The 15,882-nt window shown below is 45.0% G+C and carries 15 protein-coding genes; 10 read left to right on the top strand and 5 right to left on the bottom strand.

Annotated features, from left to right (window positions below; genetic code table 11):
- Nucleotides 1-233 precede the first annotated feature (233 nt).
- Entirely contained in the window at nt 234-665 is a 432-nt protein-coding gene (locus tag KKA81_12940) for a GNAT family N-acetyltransferase (GenBank protein MBU2651835.1), read from the bottom strand.
- Between the two features lie 65 nt (nt 666-730).
- Here KKA81_12940 and KKA81_12935 point away from each other — a divergent pair, with 65 nt between their 5' ends.
- The 4 genes from KKA81_12935 to aspS all read left to right on the top strand — a co-directional run bounded on the left by KKA81_12935 (nt 731) and on the right by aspS (nt 6,002).
- Nucleotides 731-1,735, top strand: a complete 1,005-nt coding sequence (locus KKA81_12935; protein MBU2651834.1) for a radical SAM protein — start codon at nt 731-733, stop codon at nt 1,733-1,735.
- Complete coding sequence (locus KKA81_12930) at nt 1,719-2,405, top strand: hypothetical protein (GenBank protein MBU2651833.1); 687 nt, start codon at nt 1,719-1,721, stop codon at nt 2,403-2,405. Before KKA81_12935 ends, KKA81_12930 begins: the two co-directional genes overlap by 17 nt.
- Before the next feature lie 250 nt (nt 2,406-2,655).
- The gene (locus KKA81_12925) at nt 2,656-4,122 is read left to right on the top strand and encodes an AAA family ATPase (GenBank protein MBU2651832.1); all 1,467 of its coding nucleotides are present in this window, start codon (nt 2,656-2,658) and stop codon (nt 4,120-4,122) included.
- Nucleotides 4,123-4,247: 125 nt separating this feature from the next.
- On the top strand, nt 4,248-6,002 hold the full coding sequence (aspS, locus tag KKA81_12920; GenBank protein ID MBU2651831.1) for an aspartate--tRNA ligase: 1,755 nt from the start codon (nt 4,248-4,250) through the stop codon (nt 6,000-6,002).
- A gap of 111 nt (nt 6,003-6,113) precedes the next feature.
- Here aspS and KKA81_12915 read toward each other — a convergent pair whose 3' ends face one another.
- The 4 genes from KKA81_12915 to KKA81_12900 all read right to left on the bottom strand — a co-directional run bounded on the left by KKA81_12915 (nt 6,114) and on the right by KKA81_12900 (nt 8,416).
- Nucleotides 6,114-6,677: a peroxidase-related enzyme gene (locus KKA81_12915; GenBank protein MBU2651830.1), complete on the bottom strand. Its 564-nt coding sequence runs from the start codon at nt 6,675-6,677 to the stop codon at nt 6,114-6,116.
- Entirely contained in the window at nt 6,677-6,922 is a 246-nt protein-coding gene (locus KKA81_12910) for a hypothetical protein (GenBank protein MBU2651829.1), read from the bottom strand. Before KKA81_12910 ends, KKA81_12915 begins: the two co-directional genes overlap by 1 nt.
- Before the next feature lie 275 nt (nt 6,923-7,197).
- Nucleotides 7,198-7,794: an OmpW family protein gene (locus tag KKA81_12905; protein MBU2651828.1), complete on the bottom strand. Its 597-nt coding sequence runs from the start codon at nt 7,792-7,794 to the stop codon at nt 7,198-7,200.
- A 25-nt stretch (nt 7,795-7,819) separates the two neighbouring features.
- Nucleotides 7,820-8,416, bottom strand: a complete 597-nt coding sequence (locus tag KKA81_12900) for a DUF4136 domain-containing protein (protein MBU2651827.1) — start codon at nt 8,414-8,416, stop codon at nt 7,820-7,822.
- Between the two features lie 260 nt (nt 8,417-8,676).
- Here KKA81_12900 and KKA81_12895 point away from each other — a divergent pair, with 260 nt between their 5' ends.
- The 6 genes from KKA81_12895 (at nt 8,677) to KKA81_12870 (ending at nt 15,608) form a co-directional block, all read left to right on the top strand.
- Nucleotides 8,677-9,864 carry an L-serine ammonia-lyase gene (locus KKA81_12895; GenBank protein MBU2651826.1) on the top strand — a complete coding sequence of 396 codons (1,188 nt, stop codon included), beginning with the start codon at nt 8,677-8,679 and terminating at the stop codon, nt 9,862-9,864.
- A gap of 243 nt (nt 9,865-10,107) precedes the next feature.
- On the top strand, nt 10,108-12,108 hold the full coding sequence (locus tag KKA81_12890; GenBank protein ID MBU2651825.1) for a 4Fe-4S binding protein: 2,001 nt from the start codon (nt 10,108-10,110) through the stop codon (nt 12,106-12,108).
- A 79-nt stretch (nt 12,109-12,187) separates the two neighbouring features.
- Complete coding sequence (locus KKA81_12885) at nt 12,188-13,090, top strand: LD-carboxypeptidase (protein MBU2651824.1); 903 nt, start codon at nt 12,188-12,190, stop codon at nt 13,088-13,090.
- A gap of 3 nt (nt 13,091-13,093) precedes the next feature.
- Nucleotides 13,094-13,456 carry a YraN family protein gene (locus KKA81_12880; GenBank protein MBU2651823.1) on the top strand — a complete coding sequence of 121 codons (363 nt, stop codon included), beginning with the start codon at nt 13,094-13,096 and terminating at the stop codon, nt 13,454-13,456.
- Nucleotides 13,457-13,503: 47 nt separating this feature from the next.
- Nucleotides 13,504-14,553 (top strand): rRNA pseudouridine synthase, encoded by a 1,050-nt coding sequence (locus KKA81_12875; protein ID MBU2651822.1) that lies wholly within the window; start codon nt 13,504-13,506, stop codon nt 14,551-14,553.
- A gap of 179 nt (nt 14,554-14,732) precedes the next feature.
- Nucleotides 14,733-15,608 (top strand): T9SS type A sorting domain-containing protein, encoded by an 876-nt coding sequence (locus KKA81_12870; protein MBU2651821.1) that lies wholly within the window; start codon nt 14,733-14,735, stop codon nt 15,606-15,608.
- Nucleotides 15,609-15,882: the final 274 nt, after the last annotated feature.

The following is a 15,882-nucleotide window of genomic DNA, read 5'->3' as shown; positions in this document are numbered from 1 at the left end:
AGAATACAGAATACAGAATCAACAATCTCTCTTTCATCCGCAAGCCTTTATGGTAGAGCAAATCATTTGAAATACATCCTTTGCTTCCTGCATAAAAATACGTTGAATCTGCTGTCATTTTACGGCAGAATTGAACGAATAGTATCCCATGTAGGTGGATAAAATAAAAAGACAGGAGTTTACTTGCAATGTAAAAGGGACTCCATCCCGTAGGATGGCATCCCCCTTACTGGTCAAATCCCCGGAAACTTCCTCTTTGTCAAATAATGTATTCCTTCAAAATCAACATATCCAAGCTTTTGGAATACCTCCAGTGAGGTTTGGTTATAGCCTTCGATCAGGCAGGCATAGATTCCGATGCCTTGTTCATCCAGGATCTTTTCGGCTTCGGTGATCAGTTGGCGGGCTATGCCACGTTTTCTGTATCCTGGGATGATGGCCAGGCGGTTGATCCAGCCTTTGCGGCCGTCGTGGGTGATGAGGACGGTGCCAATGGGTTTTTGCTGATCTTCAGCGATCAGATAGGTGGAGATGCCACGCTGAAATTCTTTCTCCATTGCTTCACGGCTGTCCCTGCCCTCAGGTTTGTATGGCAGGCCGGAGGCCGTCCATAGATCAATGAGGGTGGCGTAATCGTTGATGCTGGCTTTTCGGATGCTAATCATGTTGTAAAGGTAGGAAATTGTAATTTTGTGTTTTACCACAGATTACTCAGATTTTCACAGATTAAATGATAAAACACTACACCATACCGGTTTTTATTCCTGAATTGGGTTGTCCTTTCCGCTGTATTTATTGCGATCAGTATAAGATCTCCGGAAAGGTGCAAAAACCTGAGGATGAGGAGATCATTGCCGAAATCGAATCACATCTGAATACTTTCAGGAAAAAGAACCGGCGGGTGGAACTTGGATTTTTCGGGGGTAATTTCACGGGATTACCAAAGGAAGACATGCTGCATTATCTGGCGTTGATCCAGCCCTATTTTAAGGATGGGCAGATTGACGCCATCCGTTTATCGACCCGGCCCGATTATATCGACAGAAACATCCTCGACATCCTGAAAAGATATCATGTAGAAACCGTTGAACTCGGTGCCCAATCCATGGATGATGAGGTACTGCAGCTTTCCGGAAGAGGACATACGGCGGAAGATACCGCCAAAGCATCGGGAATGATCAGAAAACATGGATTCAGGCTTGGCTTGCAGATGATGACAGGATTGCCGGGAGATACCCTGGTGAAATCGAAAAATACGGCTAAAGCCTTTGCCGACCTGGGTGCGGTTGATGTAAGGATATACCCGGCGTTGGTCATCAGGGGAACCTATCTTGAAACGATGTACCTCGAAGGTGCATACCGGCCTCAGGCTCTGGATGAGGCCGTTTCCTGGTCAAAAGAGCTGTTTTTGATATTTGAAAATGCAGGAATACGGATCATCCGCATGGGGCTGCACCCCTCGGAGGGCATAGCCGGAGGAGAAGACCTTGTGGCCGGACCTTTTCACCCTTCCTTCCGCGAGCTGGTACTGACAGATATCTGGGGAGAACACCTGAAAAACATCAGCCTGGGTCGTTCTGAAAAGGTCTCCATTTCAGTCTCTCCATCCCAATTCAATTATGCCATAGGCTACGATGCAAAAAACAAAAAAAGACTGCTGAAAACTTTCAAATATGTCACATTTTTAAAAGATCCCGGTTTAAGCGGAAGGAGTTACCATGTTGATTATCATTGATAAGAAGATCCCCCAGGAAGCCAAAGAAAAACTTAAGGAAACCGGGGCATTGCTGGAACTGGAGACCAGTAACATTTGCTATGAAGCCATTTCAGGCCATCCCGACATTTTTTTCTGCAAGCTTGGCCAGGACTTGGTGCTTGCCCCCAACCTGCCGCAAGCATTCCTGGAAATCCTGGAAAAAAACTCCATTCATTATATCAAAGGCGAGTTTCCCGTGGGTGAAAAATATCCCGCCACAGCGGGATACAATGCAGTATACGCCGGCAATACCCTTATCCATAACTTCCGGTACACAGACCCCGCTATCACCCGCCTGGGTGAAGATGCCGACCTGATCCATGTCAACCAGGGTTATGCAAGGTGCAATTTAGTCTCTGTTGGAAAAGACAGGTACATCACCTCTGATGAAGCCATTGCGAAAGTGTTGCAACGATTCCATAAAGAAGTGCTTTATATTGATCCTGCAGGAATTGTTCTTCCTGGGTTTAAAAACGGGTTTTTCGGTGGTTGTTGCGGCATCCTGGATGATAAAATCTATCTTGCAGGTTCACTGAAATATCTGAAGCAGGGACAGGAAACCAGGAGTTTCCTGATAAAAAACGGTTATGAAATTGTTGAACTATATGATGGACCGCTTTTCGATGGGGGAAGCATTGTATTTGTCTGATATCATATCAAAAACTCATGCAGGAATAACTCACATACTAATAGTGAGCATTATGAAAATTGTCCTGACATTTTAAGCAATTATTTTAACAATACGAGACTTTAGATATATATATATATATATATTCAGCCAAAATCATGAAATTTTTCTAATTTTGGCTGAATATAAAAATTTATATCTGGCCAATTTGAAAATTATTTGTTAACTTTGGCTGAATATAAAATTTTATATTCAGCCAAAACAAAAGAAAATGGTCAGCGAAATCATTGGCAGGAATCATGAAATGGAGGTCTTCAAGCATGCTATGGATTCTCCCAATCCTGAATTCATAGGAGTTTATGGAAGAAGACGTGTGGGAAAGACCTATTTGATCAGAGAGTTTTTCAATTCGGATATAGAATTTGAGCTTACCGGTTTACACAACGCTTCTCTTTCCGATCAGTTAGAGAATTTTGCGGAAGCCATGGGGCGGTCCATCGCTTTGGGTGTTCAGCCCAAAACACCGGTGTCGTGGAAAGCTGCTTTTCAAATGCTGGAGACTTATCTTGAGTCCTTCCCTCCAAAGAAAAGAAATAAAAAACGTGTAGTTTTCCTGGATGAGCTTCCCTGGATGAACACGCCCCGGTCTAAATTCCTTCAGTCATTGGAGCATTTCTGGAACTCTTATGGGTCGAAGAAAAAAGATCTGGTACTGATAGTATGCGGTTCAGCGGCTTCGTGGATGGTACAAAATATTGTCAGAGCCAGGGGCGGACTACACAACAGGCTCACACGACAGATCAGGTTGCTGCCTTTTAACTTAAATGAAACCAAGGATTTCCTGGTTAAACAAGGGATAAAGAACCTTACAGATTACATGATCACTCAGTTATACATGGCATTTGGCGGCATTCCCTATTACCTTGCACAGGTCAGGAAGAATCTGACTCCCACACAGATCATCGATGAGGTTATATTTTCCGAAAATGGTCAGCTCAGGCATGAATACGATCAGCTTTACCGGTCGTTATTCGACCAGAGCGATTATCACCTGAAAGTAGTGAAAGTGCTGGCAAAAAGAGCCTCTGGACTAACTAGAAACATACTTCTCAAAGAAGCAGGTATATCCTCGGGTGGAACAGCGAGCAAGATCCTGGAGGAGTTGGAAGAATCAGGGTTCATCGAATCCAGGATACCTTTCGCGAAAAAGTCCAATGATGCCATATACCGCTTGGTAGATGAATTTACACTTTTTCATCTGCACTGGGTCAGGCCCCTGGGGAACAGGTCCCCGGGAGAAGGTTACTGGATTTCCCTGTTAAACAGTCCGAAAAGAAAAGCATGGGAAGGATTTGCTTTTGAGAATGTTTGTCTGAAACACATCCGGGAAATTAAGAGCGCCCTGGGTATCGCGGCGGTAGAAACCGCTGTTAATCCATGGCGTTTTGCCGGCAACCGTGAACTGGGCCTGAAGGGGGCACAGATTGACCTGCTTATCGACAGGAAGGACGGTGCCATCAACCTGTGCGAGATGAAATTCCATGAAAGCGCATTCATCATTGATCAGAAATATGCCGGGGAACTCAGGAATAAGATGGAAGTATTCAACAGGCAGACAAAAAGCAGGAAAAGTATTTTTCTAACCATGATCACAACCTTTGGAACCAGAGAAAACATTTATTCCAAGGAGCTGAATATAACCAGTCTGGATTTAAAAGTTTTTTTCAGAAAAAAATGAAAAAGTATAACCCAGGTAATGAAATGCAATAAATTCAGCAATGAAAAATATCATTCCGGGCATGCCTGATGGGGTGTAAACCTCTTAACTTTTACTATTTTCGCAGAAATTTTAATCTCAACATCATGCTAAGAACACATACCTGCGGAGAACTCCGCTTGTCGGACAAGGGGAAGAACGTAATTCTCAGCGGCTGGATGCAGCGATCGCGTGACCTTGGCGGGATGACCTTCATCGATCTGCGCGACCGTTATGGCATCACGCAACTGGCCTTCAACATGGAAAGCGATGCCTCTCTTTGCGAAGAAGGGCGGAAGCTTGGACGCGAGTATGTGATCCAGGTTGCAGGCATTGTGGAGGAGAGAAGCAACAAGAATCCGAAGATGCCGACCGGAGATATTGAGATCATTGTTAAGAAATTGACTGTTCTCAACACATCCAAGCTCCCGCCTTTCACCATTGAAGACGAGACCGACGGTGGAGAGGAGCTGCGCATGAAATACCGTTATCTCGACCTGAGGAGGAATCCCGTACGCAGGAACCTGGAGTTACGCCACCGAATGTCAATAGAGACCCGTAAATACCTGGATTCTGTGAATTTCATCGAGATAGAGACTCCATACCTCATCAAATCCACCCCTGAGGGCGCCCGCGACTTTGTGGTACCTTCCCGCATGAACCAGGGGCAGTTTTATGCTTTGCCACAATCGCCACAGACCTTCAAGCAGTTGCTGATGGTAGCAGGATACGACCGATATTACCAGATCGTAAAGTGTTTCCGCGACGAAGATCTGCGTGCCGACCGCCAGCCGGAATTCACACAGATCGACTGCGAGATGGCCTTTGTCACCCAGGAAGACATTTTAAACACTTTTGAAGGGCTGGCTAAGCATCTTTTCAAGGTCATCAAGGGGATGGATATGGAAGACTTTCCCAGGATGAGTTATGATGAAGCCATGAAAACCTATGGTTCCGATAAGCCGGATATCCGTTTTGGCATGAAGTTCGTCGAATTGAACGGGTTGGTGCAAGGATCGGGGTTCCAGGTCTTCGATGACGCAGAGCTCGTGGTTGGCATCAACGCGGAAGGATGCGGAGAATACACCAGGAAGCAGCTTGACGAGCTGACTGAGTTTGTGAAAAGGCCACAGGTAGGCGCCAAAGGACTGGTTTATGTGAAATATAATGAAGATGGCAGCTTCAAATCGTCAGTAGATAAATTCTTTGACAGCAATGCTTTACAGAGATGGGCGGAAGCTTTCGGAGCAAAGCCCGGGGATCTCATGCTGATCCTGGCCGGGGCTGCGCATGCAACGCGCAGCTCCCTCAATGTGCTTCGTCTGGAGATGGGCAAGCGTCTCGGACTTCGTGATCCTGAGGACTTTAAACCTCTTTGGGTGGTTGATTTCCCCTTGCTTGAGTGGGATGAAGAGACCCGGCGGTATTATGCCATGCACCATCCCTTTACCTCGCCCAAGCCTGAAGATATTGCCTTGCTTGATTCCGATCCCGGAAAAGTAAGGGCCAATGCCTACGATATGGTCATCAACGGAGTAGAGATCGGGGGCGGTTCCATTCGTATCCATAACAGGGATTTGCAGAAGAGAATGTTCAGCATCCTGGGATTCAGTGATGAAGAGGCCCAGTCGCAATTTGGCTTCCTGATGAATGCCTTTGAATACGGTGCGCCCCCGCATGGAGGCATAGCCTATGGTTTCGACCGCTGGACGGCTGTTTTCGCAGGACAGGAATCCATCCGTGATTTCATCGCCTTCCCGAAAAACAACGCCGGAAGGGATATGATGATCGATTCACCGTCTGAGATCAGCCAGGATCAACTCAAAGAGCTGGGGTTGCAAATCCGGCCTGTAAATAAATAAACAGAGGTATTTATTCTCTGAACCCATTCCCATTGTGAACCGTAATCATTGCTACGACCATAGTGATCATCAAAGGGATTGAAATGATCCTCCTTAATAAACCCAATGGAATCAATATTTATATCCGGTGATTTCCGGTCCGGAAGCCTCAATACCGAGGGCAAGCACGATCCGGTTCACAAAATTAAAATAGGCGATAACAAGAGTGGCATCGAGAATAGCACTATCGCTGAGAGATACCTCTTTCAGGAAATCGAGAGATGCTCCATAACTGAATGCACCCGGTTCGAGGGTTAGTGACTGCGCATATCGGCAAAGCATCTCCTCTCTGTTTGTAAGTCCGGCTTGTTGATAATCACCGGTCAGAGACCTGATTTTTTCTTCATTTTTCCAGTAATGAAGCAGAGCCTGGCTGTGGTGAAGACGGCAATAATCGCATCCGTTTATCGCAGAAATCAATACTCCCATCATTTCCCTTTCAATCCTTGAAAGCTCAGAGCGGGAATACATTATCTCCAAATAGAGATCCATATGTGCAATTATGCTTTCCGGATGGAGGCTTTGGATTTTATGAACCTCTGCCAGTTTCCCCCGCTTTTCAATGATTTCATCATAGATCTCTCTCAGGCGATCGCGTGATTCCTCATAATCAATTACTGAAATTCTAGGTTTCATTATTTCATCTCCCCCATTCTTCTGATTATCTCATTCCTGAAGGCATCCAGATCAAGGCTTACTTTTTCAGGCCGGGCACTTTTTTCAAGGGCATGATCCAGGATAAAGCTTTGCTTCTCGTATTGAGTGCATGCTTTACACATCGATTTGTGCATACTCAGTTGAACCTCTTCTTTAGCTGCCAGGATGGTATCCTGGACAACATCCCGCTCCAGTTCCTCATCGGAAAGTTTGAATAATGCCATGAAATAAATTTTCTGTGCTACTCTTTGTGTGTAGAACAAATGTAACACTTAAAAACAATTACAAAATGAAAAACACAAAGAATAACCTGATAGCCGGAACGATCACAGCCGGTATTATGTTTTGACTAAGTAATCTTCAAGATTCCCCGTCAGATTTCTACCGTTTCAATCATCTCTGATCCGGTTCACCTGAAAAATGCCTGCACTCTGATGGCAGCGGACCGGGGTAGCTATTACCTGAGCACGCACCGGGAAGCACAAAGCGGAAAGATCTCCTAGAACCCGAATGCAAAACCCAGGCTCACAGCCATGAAACCCTGGCTATCCAGGTCGCCTGACTTAAAACCGTTATAATATTTCACGGCTATTTTGGCAGATGTATTTCCTGATATTTCGGCAAGGATACCGGCTTCGGGTTTAATGGCGAAGTGCCAAGGGTCTTGTACAATCCTCCAAATACCCATATCTGTTGCCCGTTCGGTATATAAGGTACCAATACCGAACCCTATGTATGGATTAACAACCTTGTCGGTAAAAATGAGATAATCTACAGCAACCAGGATTGGCATTTCATTCTGAGTTCTGTACTGGATACCGGATATTGACTGGGTTCCAACGGTATAAGTGTCATAGTCTCTTTTTTCATAAAAGACATACCAGGCGGCATCTACGCCCACAAGGATGTTTTCTGTAGCAGCATAGCGGTACTGAACAGAAATACCGCGAAAACTTGCTTTGGAAATGTAATCACCCAGATCACCCATTCCAAAGCTAATATCGTATTGTACCGACAAATGCCCACCCTGTTGAGCAAATACTCCTGGTACAAAAAACAGGGAACCGAATATGATAAAGGCAAATATTCTTTTCATCTTATTTTGGTTTTAAAGTTTTGGATTATTTGATTTTCAGGTAGGGCGATTGTTTGAACGCCTGGTCTATAGACTTGCTAATGCGTCCGTAATCATAAGCGCCGGATAACACGCCATTGGCAATACCTACCCACACGGTATAGGGGTCAACATATTCTTCTCCGGCTGCAACGAAGGCCATAACAAAAGTACCGGTAGTGTAGGATGTAACAGCAGGGTAATAGTATCCCCAACCGCAATAGTAATAATAGTACCAGCACCAGTAATCATAGTAATAATAAACGTTTGTATTAATCCAGACAGCCGGGAACAAAGCCAGATCGGCGGTTTCAGGGTCATCAACTTTTGTCCAGCCCAGTGCTGCAAGGTTGCTTTCAATCCTGTCAAGCATCTGTGTGTTGTAAGGTTCCTTTACGAACTCAGGATCTTCGCCCTGGTCGAGAGTACCGGTTATCTTAACAATTTTGTCGGGGATGACATAGGTTCCCTGGCTGGCAAAATTAAATTCATCGTCATAATTCGTGTATACGACATCCATATCGTCGTACGATTCCGGGCCATCCGGATAACATGACACCATCAGAAAGATGATGATCATGAAGAAAAATACATTTTTTTTCATATTTTGTGGGTTTAAGGTTTTATTTACACAAATTTATTTGGGTAAAATAGGATAATTATCTGAATTTTTAAGCTTCCAGGTTCATCAGCAAATTTTCCGCTTAAAATTACAAAACATCTAATATAATTCAAAATATAATTAATATGATTATGTATTTATTTATAAAACTAAACTTCGTTGGGCTAAAACAAAACATAGATGGTTTCCGGTATTGATGCAGTAATTTATAATTTTGCGGTTCAGTTATCCTGAAAAATGAAATGGAATCTATTCAAGAGATATACAAGATAGGCAAAGGCCCATCGAGCAGCCATACGATGGGCCCGGCGAAAGCGGCACTGAGATTCAAAGAAAGGAATCCTTTAGCCGTGAAATATCATGTCACTCTTTACGGCAGTCTGGCGGCCACCGGTAAAGGACACCTGACGGATAAAGCGATCATAGAATCCCTGTCGCCATATCCTGTGGAATTCACATGGAAGGAGACGGAGAATTTGCCCCATCACCCCAATGGGATTATATTTCAGTCTTTCGATGCAGCGGGATCGGTTTTGGATGAATGGACCACTTACAGCATCGGTGGAGGGGATATCAGTGATAATGGAAAACGGGAGCCAAAAAATAACATCTATGAGTTAAGTACCATGAAAGATATCCTTTCCATCTGCCATAACAAGGGGTATTCATTCTGGGAATTCGTGGAGGAGCGTGAGGGGCCGGGTCTCTGGGAATACCTGGGGGAAGTCTGGGAAGCCATGCAGGAAGCCATTTCCCGTGGCATAGAAACAGAGGGATTATTACAGGGAGGGTTGCGCGTTTCGCGGCGGGCAGGGTCTTTTTATGCAATGGCCAGGACATTTCAGGGGATAGTTAACCGGCGTCCACTGACCTTTGCATATGCGCTGGCCGTATCGGAAGAAAACGCGGCGGGAGGAAAGGTTGTTACGGCCCCTACATGCGGGTCGTGCGGTGTAATACCGGCTGTGTTATATCTATTCAAAACCGAAGCCACCATATCTGAAATAAGGATATTGCGGGCACTTGCGACTGCCGGTCTCATTGGGAACCTTATAAAAACCAACGCAAGCATATCCGGTGCTGAGGTTGGATGCCAGGGAGAAGTAGGAAGCGCCTGTTCCATGGCTGCTGCCGCGGCCGCACAGCTTCTGGGAGGCAGCATACGGCATGTTGAATATGCGGCTTCTATAGGGTTGGAGCACTTCCTGGGACTTACCTGTGATCCCATCAAAGGACTGGTGCAAATACCTTGTATAGAAAGGAATGCCCAGGCTGCATCACGGGCACTGGATGCCGCCGTATACGCCAGGATGACCGACGGACATCATGTGGTACCTTTCGATAAAGTGGTAAGGGCTATGAAAGAAACGGGCCATGACTTGCCATCTATCTATAAGGAGACTGCGAAGGGGGGGCTTGCGAAGGATTAATAAAAAGTTCAAAAAACGGTTAATCTGCATTACTAAAATAAAAAATGAGTATCGGGAATGATTAATATCAAGTTACCTGCTCTATGGTTGCAGGCTGCAGGTTACAGGCTGCAGGGTGTGTGGGTGTGGGTGATGGGTGATGAGTGATGAGTTTTCGCCTGTAACTTTGTGTTAATGTTTCCCGATACTCATAAAATAATAAACAAGACATTAACTATCTGATATTTGAATAAGAGATCATATATGACCAAAAACATTTATATTAACCAACTGGTATTTACTCAACAAGACAAGTGCAGGGTTTGCTATACGTGTATCCGGGAATGTCCGGTTAAAGCCATTCGCATAGTCAACGGTCAGGCAATGGTAATTAATGAGCGTTGTATAGGGTGTGGCAATTGTGTTAAGGTATGCAGCCAAAATGCCAAGTATTTCCTGGATACAAAAGACTATGTAATAGAATTGCTTAATTCAGACGACAAAGTGGCGGCTATTATCGCCCCGAGCTTTCCTGCCGAGTTTAGCGAAATTGATGATTATCGTGTTTTTGTAGGCATGACACGTTCGCTTGGGTTTGACTATGTAAGCGAGGTCAGTTTCGGAGCCGACCTTGTCGCCCGTGAATATAACAAGCGGCATTTTGCCAGAAAAAACCAAAGAGGGGAAATATCGAGTGACTGCCCGGCCATAGTTTTTTATATCAAGCATTACCATCCGCAACTGGTTGGGGCACTCACTCCCGTAGCTTCGCCGATGGTAGCAATGTCCCGCGTGATGAAGAAAAAATATGGCAACGATCTAAAAATCGTGTTTATCGGTCCTTGCATAGCAAAGAAAGCAGAAAGCCACGAAGTTGATGTTGCCTTGACATTCACAGAATTAAGGCAACTATTCGGCGAATATAGGATCACACCGGCCAATGCAGACCCAAGCGATTTCGATCCGCCAAAAGCGGGTAAAGGCGCTGTTTTCCCGGTAAGCCGGGGATTGCTGCAGGCCAGTGAGATTAAGGAGGATATTTCAGACGGAGGGATAATCGTGGCAGAAGGGCGCGTACATTTTCGTGATGCTGTTAAAGAATTTGAAAACGGCCTGATACGCGACCATAACCTTGAACTGCTTTGCTGTGAGGGATGTATTATGGGGCCCGGTACATCAAAAGGAGGAAAACGCTATGCACGCCGCAGCCGCATTACGACCTATACGCGTGAAAAGCTGAGCACCCTGGACAAAGAGCAATGGCATAAAGACATGGAAGAATTCTCCGATCTGGACCTCAGCCAGGTATTTCTACCTGAAGACAGGCGCTTCCCGGCACCGAGCCGTGAAATGATCCGGCAAATCCTGGAATCCATGGGTAAATTTGAACCACAGGACCATCTCAACTGTGGAGCCTGCGGTTATGATACATGTGAAGATCACGCTATCGCTATTGCCAACGGTTTTGCTGAAGTGGAGATGTGCCTGCCGTACAATATTGAAAAGCTGCATAAACTTATTGAAGACCTGAACATAAGCAATGAAAACCTTGCCAATGCCCGACAGGCGCTGAAACAAAGCGAAAAACTCGCGCACATGGGGCAACTATCTGCCGGCATTGCTCATGAGCTCAATAATCCGTTGGGGGTTATTTCCATGTACAGCAACATCCTGATGGAAGAAACACCTAAAGAAGATCCTATGCGTGAAGACCTGAACCTGATTGTAGAACAGGCTGCACGCTGCAAAAATATAGTAAGCGGGTTGCTTAATTTTGCGCGTAAAAATCAACTTAATCCGGTCAGTACAGATATGACGGAATTTACAGGAAGGAGTATTGCCTCCATTATTCACCCTGACAATATAAAAATTGAGTTCATCAAAAGTATTGAAAACCCGATGGCAGATATTGACCGGGAACAGTTCATGCAGGTACTTACCAACCTGGAAAAAAACGCGGTTGAAGCCATGCCCGACGGGGGAACAATAACCATCAGACTGGAAGGTTCAAAAGATGAAGTTTTTATAAGTATACGTGATACGGGAACCGGCATCTCCAAAGAGAACATGGACAAAATATTCACTCCTTTCTTTACAACAAAAGGAGTCGGTAAAGGTACCGGCCTTGGTCTGCCGTTGGTTTACGGGATTGTTAAGATGCATAAAGGCAAAATTGACGTTACGTCAAATAATGAGCCGGAGAATGGTCAGACCGGTACAGAATTTTTTATTGTGCTGCCCCGGAGAAGTGAATTGAATCCATAGGTTTTTTCAGATGTCATCTCCCGTGATGGAGATGTCATCTGTATAAATTATTTAAATTAAATTTGGTAAAAAAATCCGGATGATCATACCACCATTCTTAAAACCGGGAGACACCGTAAGCATTGTATCCACGGCCAGGAAAGCGGAGAAAACATACATTGATAAAGCTATCGGGCTTTTCCGGGAATGGGGTTTCCGCGTTGTTACCGGGCGGCATTTGTATTCCGTTCAGCATCAGTTTGCAGGAAGCGATGAGGAAAGAGCATATGATCTTCAACAGGCGCTTGACGATCCTGCCATCCGGGCTGTTGTTTGTGCCAGGGGTGGTTATGGGACAGTAAGGATCATCGATAAGATTGATTTCACGGGTTTTAGTAATAACCCGAAATGGATTGCCGGATTCAGCGATGTTACCGTTTTGCATTCCCACATTCACAGAAATTTCGGAGTACAAACCATGCATGCTCCCATGCCGGTGAACCTTCAGGATGAATATTCCAGAGAGGGGTTTGAATCCCTCAGAAAGGCATTATGCGGTGAGGATTGCAGCTTTTTCTTCCCTCCACATCCCCTGAACCGTCCGGGTTCATGCCAGGGTTTGATCACAGGTGGCAACCTTTCCATCCTTTACAGCCTTATTGGCTCCGCTTCGCAAATCAATACGGCAGGAAAAATTCTGTTCCTGGAAGATGTGGATGAATATCTTTACCATATCGACAGGATGATGCTGGGCCTGAAACGATCAGGTATGCTGGATAATCTTGCAGGACTGATGATCGGCGGGATGAGCGATATGCGCGACAATGAAACGCCTTACGGTATGACAGCAGAGGAGATCATCCTGGATGCCGTTAAAAATTTTAATTATCCCGTATTTTTTTCTGTCCCGGCAGGGCATATTTTCGAAAACAGGGTACTAATATTAGGCAGGGAAGCGGAAGTAGTTTCCGGGAGGCAAATGTCCCTGCGATATAAACCCTGAACCATGGCTGAACATAACGAAACGGGAAAAAAGGGCGAGGATATGGCCCTCGAATTCCTGCAAAAGAAAGGTTACCGTATCCTGGAACAAAACTGGCAACTGGGGAAGAATGAAATCGATATTGTTGCCCGTGACGGTGATACAATTGTCATCGTGGAAGTAAAAACCCGCACCAGCAACTGGGCCGGTGAGCCTGAGGCTTTTGTCGACCGGAGGAAACAACGCCTCCTGGTAAGGGCAGCCAATGCCTATGTCTTAAGAAAAAACCTTCAGGAAGAGGTGCGTTTTGATATCATCGCCATCCTGACCGGGGAAGAAAATACCAGGATCAACCATATCCCTGACGCATTCTATCCTACACTTTGACAAACGATTGCATTGTTTTGTACTTTTGCAGACCAAAATCATACATAATGCAGGAAAAGGGTAAAAGGGAAAATCCGGGTAAACGGAAGCCCATGGCAGGGAGGAAGAGTGCCTCCGGCAAGAAAAGTGCTGCCGGGACCGGTTCCCCGGAAGAAAAAGCCCGCCGTAAGGTTCTTCGTAAACCTGACGACAAACCATTTAAAAAAAAGCGCGACGAACATCCTGAAGGAAAAACAGGGTTTGAAAAGAAATTTGGCAAACCTCAAACGGGCAAATTTTTGTCTAAAAAGAGCCGTGAAGAAGATAAACCATCAGAATGGAAGAAGAGTCCGGTTATTAGGAAAAAACGCATAAGCAAATCATCCTATCTGAAGGGAACGGATGATGGTCTTATACGTCTCAACAAATTCATTGCCGATGCCGGTATTTGTTCACGCAGAGAAGCCGACACCCTGATCGAAGCCGGGGTCATTAAAGTTAACGGAGTGGTTGTAACACAGGTGGGGACAAAGGTTTCTCCCTCCGATAAGGTTCAATATGGTGACCAAACCCTGAGCAGGGAGATCATGCGCTATGTGCTTCTGAATAAACCCAAAGGTTTTATAACCACTACCGATGATCCCTATGAGAGAAAAACGGTGATGCAGATAGTAAGCTCAGCTTGTAAAGAAAGGATCTACCCCGTCGGCAGGCTTGACCGTAATACCACAGGGCTGCTCCTACTTACCAATGATGGCGACCTGGCTAAGAAGCTAACACATCCCAGTCACCGGGTGATGAAACTGTACCACGTTACTCTCGATAAGAACCTTACTAAAAAAGATATGCTGGCTATTGCAGAGGGATTGGAACTGGAAGATGGTTTCATCAAAGTGGATGGGATTGCCTATGACCAGGTTAGCGGAAGTAAAAAGGATATTGGACTGCAGCTTCATTCAGGAAGAAACCGCATTGTAAGGAGGATATTTGAGTCGCTCGGTTATACCGTGGTTAACCTCGACAGGGTGGTGTATGCCGGTCTGACTAAAAAGGACCTGCCCCGGGGCAAATGGCGTTTTCTTACCGAGACGGAAGTTTCATTTTTGAAAATGAAATAGTTACCAGGAAAATATCATCTCTGCCATCCGGTATATCCTGAAAAACCCTGTTCCTGCCTACGTAGTTTCCCGTGTGCTTCTCGGTTTATCACACAAACAAAAATCAATCATTATCTAATTGATTTCAGCGTTTTTAATCAATATCTTGCAGTCGTATTTCAGGATAAAAACCAACGACTATGACGAAACTCTATACACTAATCAAAAAGTTATTGTTGTTGATCATGCTGCCGGTCATTATCCTTATCCCGCGGTTTAGCCTCGGACAGGGTAATGACCATACTATTTCCTATTTCCCGTATGTGGAAAGTTTTGAATATGTTTATGGGAAGTGGATACAGGATGAAAACGACGATTTTGACTGGTCGCTGAATATTGGGATGACACCGACCGATGACACGGGTCCCTTAACAGCTTATGAAGGAGATTGTTACGTATATATCAAATCGTTTCAGAATTATCCTTCAAAAAAAGCATCCTTAACCAGCCCTGAGTTTAGCATTGAAGGGTTATCGGAACCTGTACTGGCATTTGCGTATAATATGAACGGTCGTGATATGGGTATGTTTGAGGTATTGGTAAGTATTGACGGAGGCAACACCTGGAAGGAAAGGATCTGTTATTTCAGTGGAAATAAAGGTAACACATGGTATGTAGCCAGTCTGGACCTCCGTAGGTTTGCAGAAAAAAAGGTTGTCTTCCGTTTTTCGGGAACGAGTGGTAGCGGCCCGCAGAGCGATCTTGCCCTGGATTACATTTATGTAGGTGAACAAAGTGATTTCCGTTTTAACGATGAGCGTAACCAGATAAGCAAGCCGTTTGATGTAAAGGTTTCCACCACCGGTCAGCGTCTGCAGGTTCAGATACCATCAGAATTCGTCCATCGCAGCTCCCTTGAACTGATCAACCTTCTGGGAAGCCGTGTATACAGTAATACCCAATGCGGAGCAGAATTGATGGATGTGGATGTATCCGGAATGGATAAAGGTTTGTATTTCATCAGGATCTACCATCAGGGCGAAGTGTTAACCCGTAAAGTATACATAAATAACTAGATATAACGAATAATAAACGCACCGGTAAAGCAGATGAGGGCCGGTAATCAGGGTCTTTTTCATAGTACATGTGTTAAACATGATTCAGGATTAGGGGTTAATAAATTGGGCGAAAAGTGTTGCAGAATTAAAAAGTTTAATTAATTTTGCGACGCTTTTCAATTATGTGAAGCTTATTCCTCCTTAGCTCAGTTGGTTGAGTCCCGACAAGTCGGGATTAATCAGAGGGTCGAAAGGAGAAAAAATAAAAGAAAAGATTCCTCCTTAGCTCAGT

The organism is Bacteroidota bacterium (genome assembly GCA_018831055.1).
GTDB lineage: Bacteria > Bacteroidota > Bacteroidia > Bacteroidales > B18-G4 > M55B132.
The sequence above is the reverse complement of the archived record's forward strand: the minus strand, read 5'-3'. Positions and strand labels throughout refer to the sequence as shown.

What these genes read in the sequence shown, in the direction of transcription:
- KKA81_12900 (MBU2651827.1), bottom strand. Translation starts at nt 8,416, where the DNA reads ATGAAAAAAAATGTATTTTTCTTCATGATCATCATCTTTCTGATGGTG.
- KKA81_12885 (MBU2651824.1), top strand. Translation starts at nt 12,188, where the DNA reads ATGATCATACCACCATTCTTAAAACCGGGAGACACCGTAAGCATTGTA.
- KKA81_12925 (MBU2651832.1), top strand. Translation starts at nt 2,656, where the DNA reads ATGGTCAGCGAAATCATTGGCAGGAATCATGAAATGGAGGTCTTCAAG.
- KKA81_12895 (MBU2651826.1), top strand. Translation starts at nt 8,677, where the DNA reads ATGGAATCTATTCAAGAGATATACAAGATAGGCAAAGGCCCATCGAGC.
- KKA81_12930 (MBU2651833.1), top strand. Translation starts at nt 1,719, where the DNA reads ATGTTGATTATCATTGATAAGAAGATCCCCCAGGAAGCCAAAGAAAAA.
- KKA81_12875 (MBU2651822.1), top strand. Translation starts at nt 13,504, where the DNA reads ATGCAGGAAAAGGGTAAAAGGGAAAATCCGGGTAAACGGAAGCCCATG.
- KKA81_12935 (MBU2651834.1), top strand. Translation starts at nt 731, where the DNA reads ATGATAAAACACTACACCATACCGGTTTTTATTCCTGAATTGGGTTGT.
- KKA81_12910 (MBU2651829.1), bottom strand. Translation starts at nt 6,922, where the DNA reads ATGGCATTATTCAAACTTTCCGATGAGGAACTGGAGCGGGATGTTGTC.
- KKA81_12905 (MBU2651828.1), bottom strand. Translation starts at nt 7,794, where the DNA reads ATGAAAAGAATATTTGCCTTTATCATATTCGGTTCCCTGTTTTTTGTA.
- aspS (MBU2651831.1), top strand. Translation starts at nt 4,248, where the DNA reads ATGCTAAGAACACATACCTGCGGAGAACTCCGCTTGTCGGACAAGGGG.
- KKA81_12915 (MBU2651830.1), bottom strand. Translation starts at nt 6,677, where the DNA reads ATGAAACCTAGAATTTCAGTAATTGATTATGAGGAATCACGCGATCGC.
- KKA81_12880 (MBU2651823.1), top strand. Translation starts at nt 13,094, where the DNA reads ATGGCTGAACATAACGAAACGGGAAAAAAGGGCGAGGATATGGCCCTC.
- KKA81_12890 (MBU2651825.1), top strand. Translation starts at nt 10,108, where the DNA reads ATGACCAAAAACATTTATATTAACCAACTGGTATTTACTCAACAAGAC.
- KKA81_12940 (MBU2651835.1), bottom strand. Translation starts at nt 665, where the DNA reads ATGATTAGCATCCGAAAAGCCAGCATCAACGATTACGCCACCCTCATT.
- KKA81_12870 (MBU2651821.1), top strand. Translation starts at nt 14,733, where the DNA reads ATGACGAAACTCTATACACTAATCAAAAAGTTATTGTTGTTGATCATG.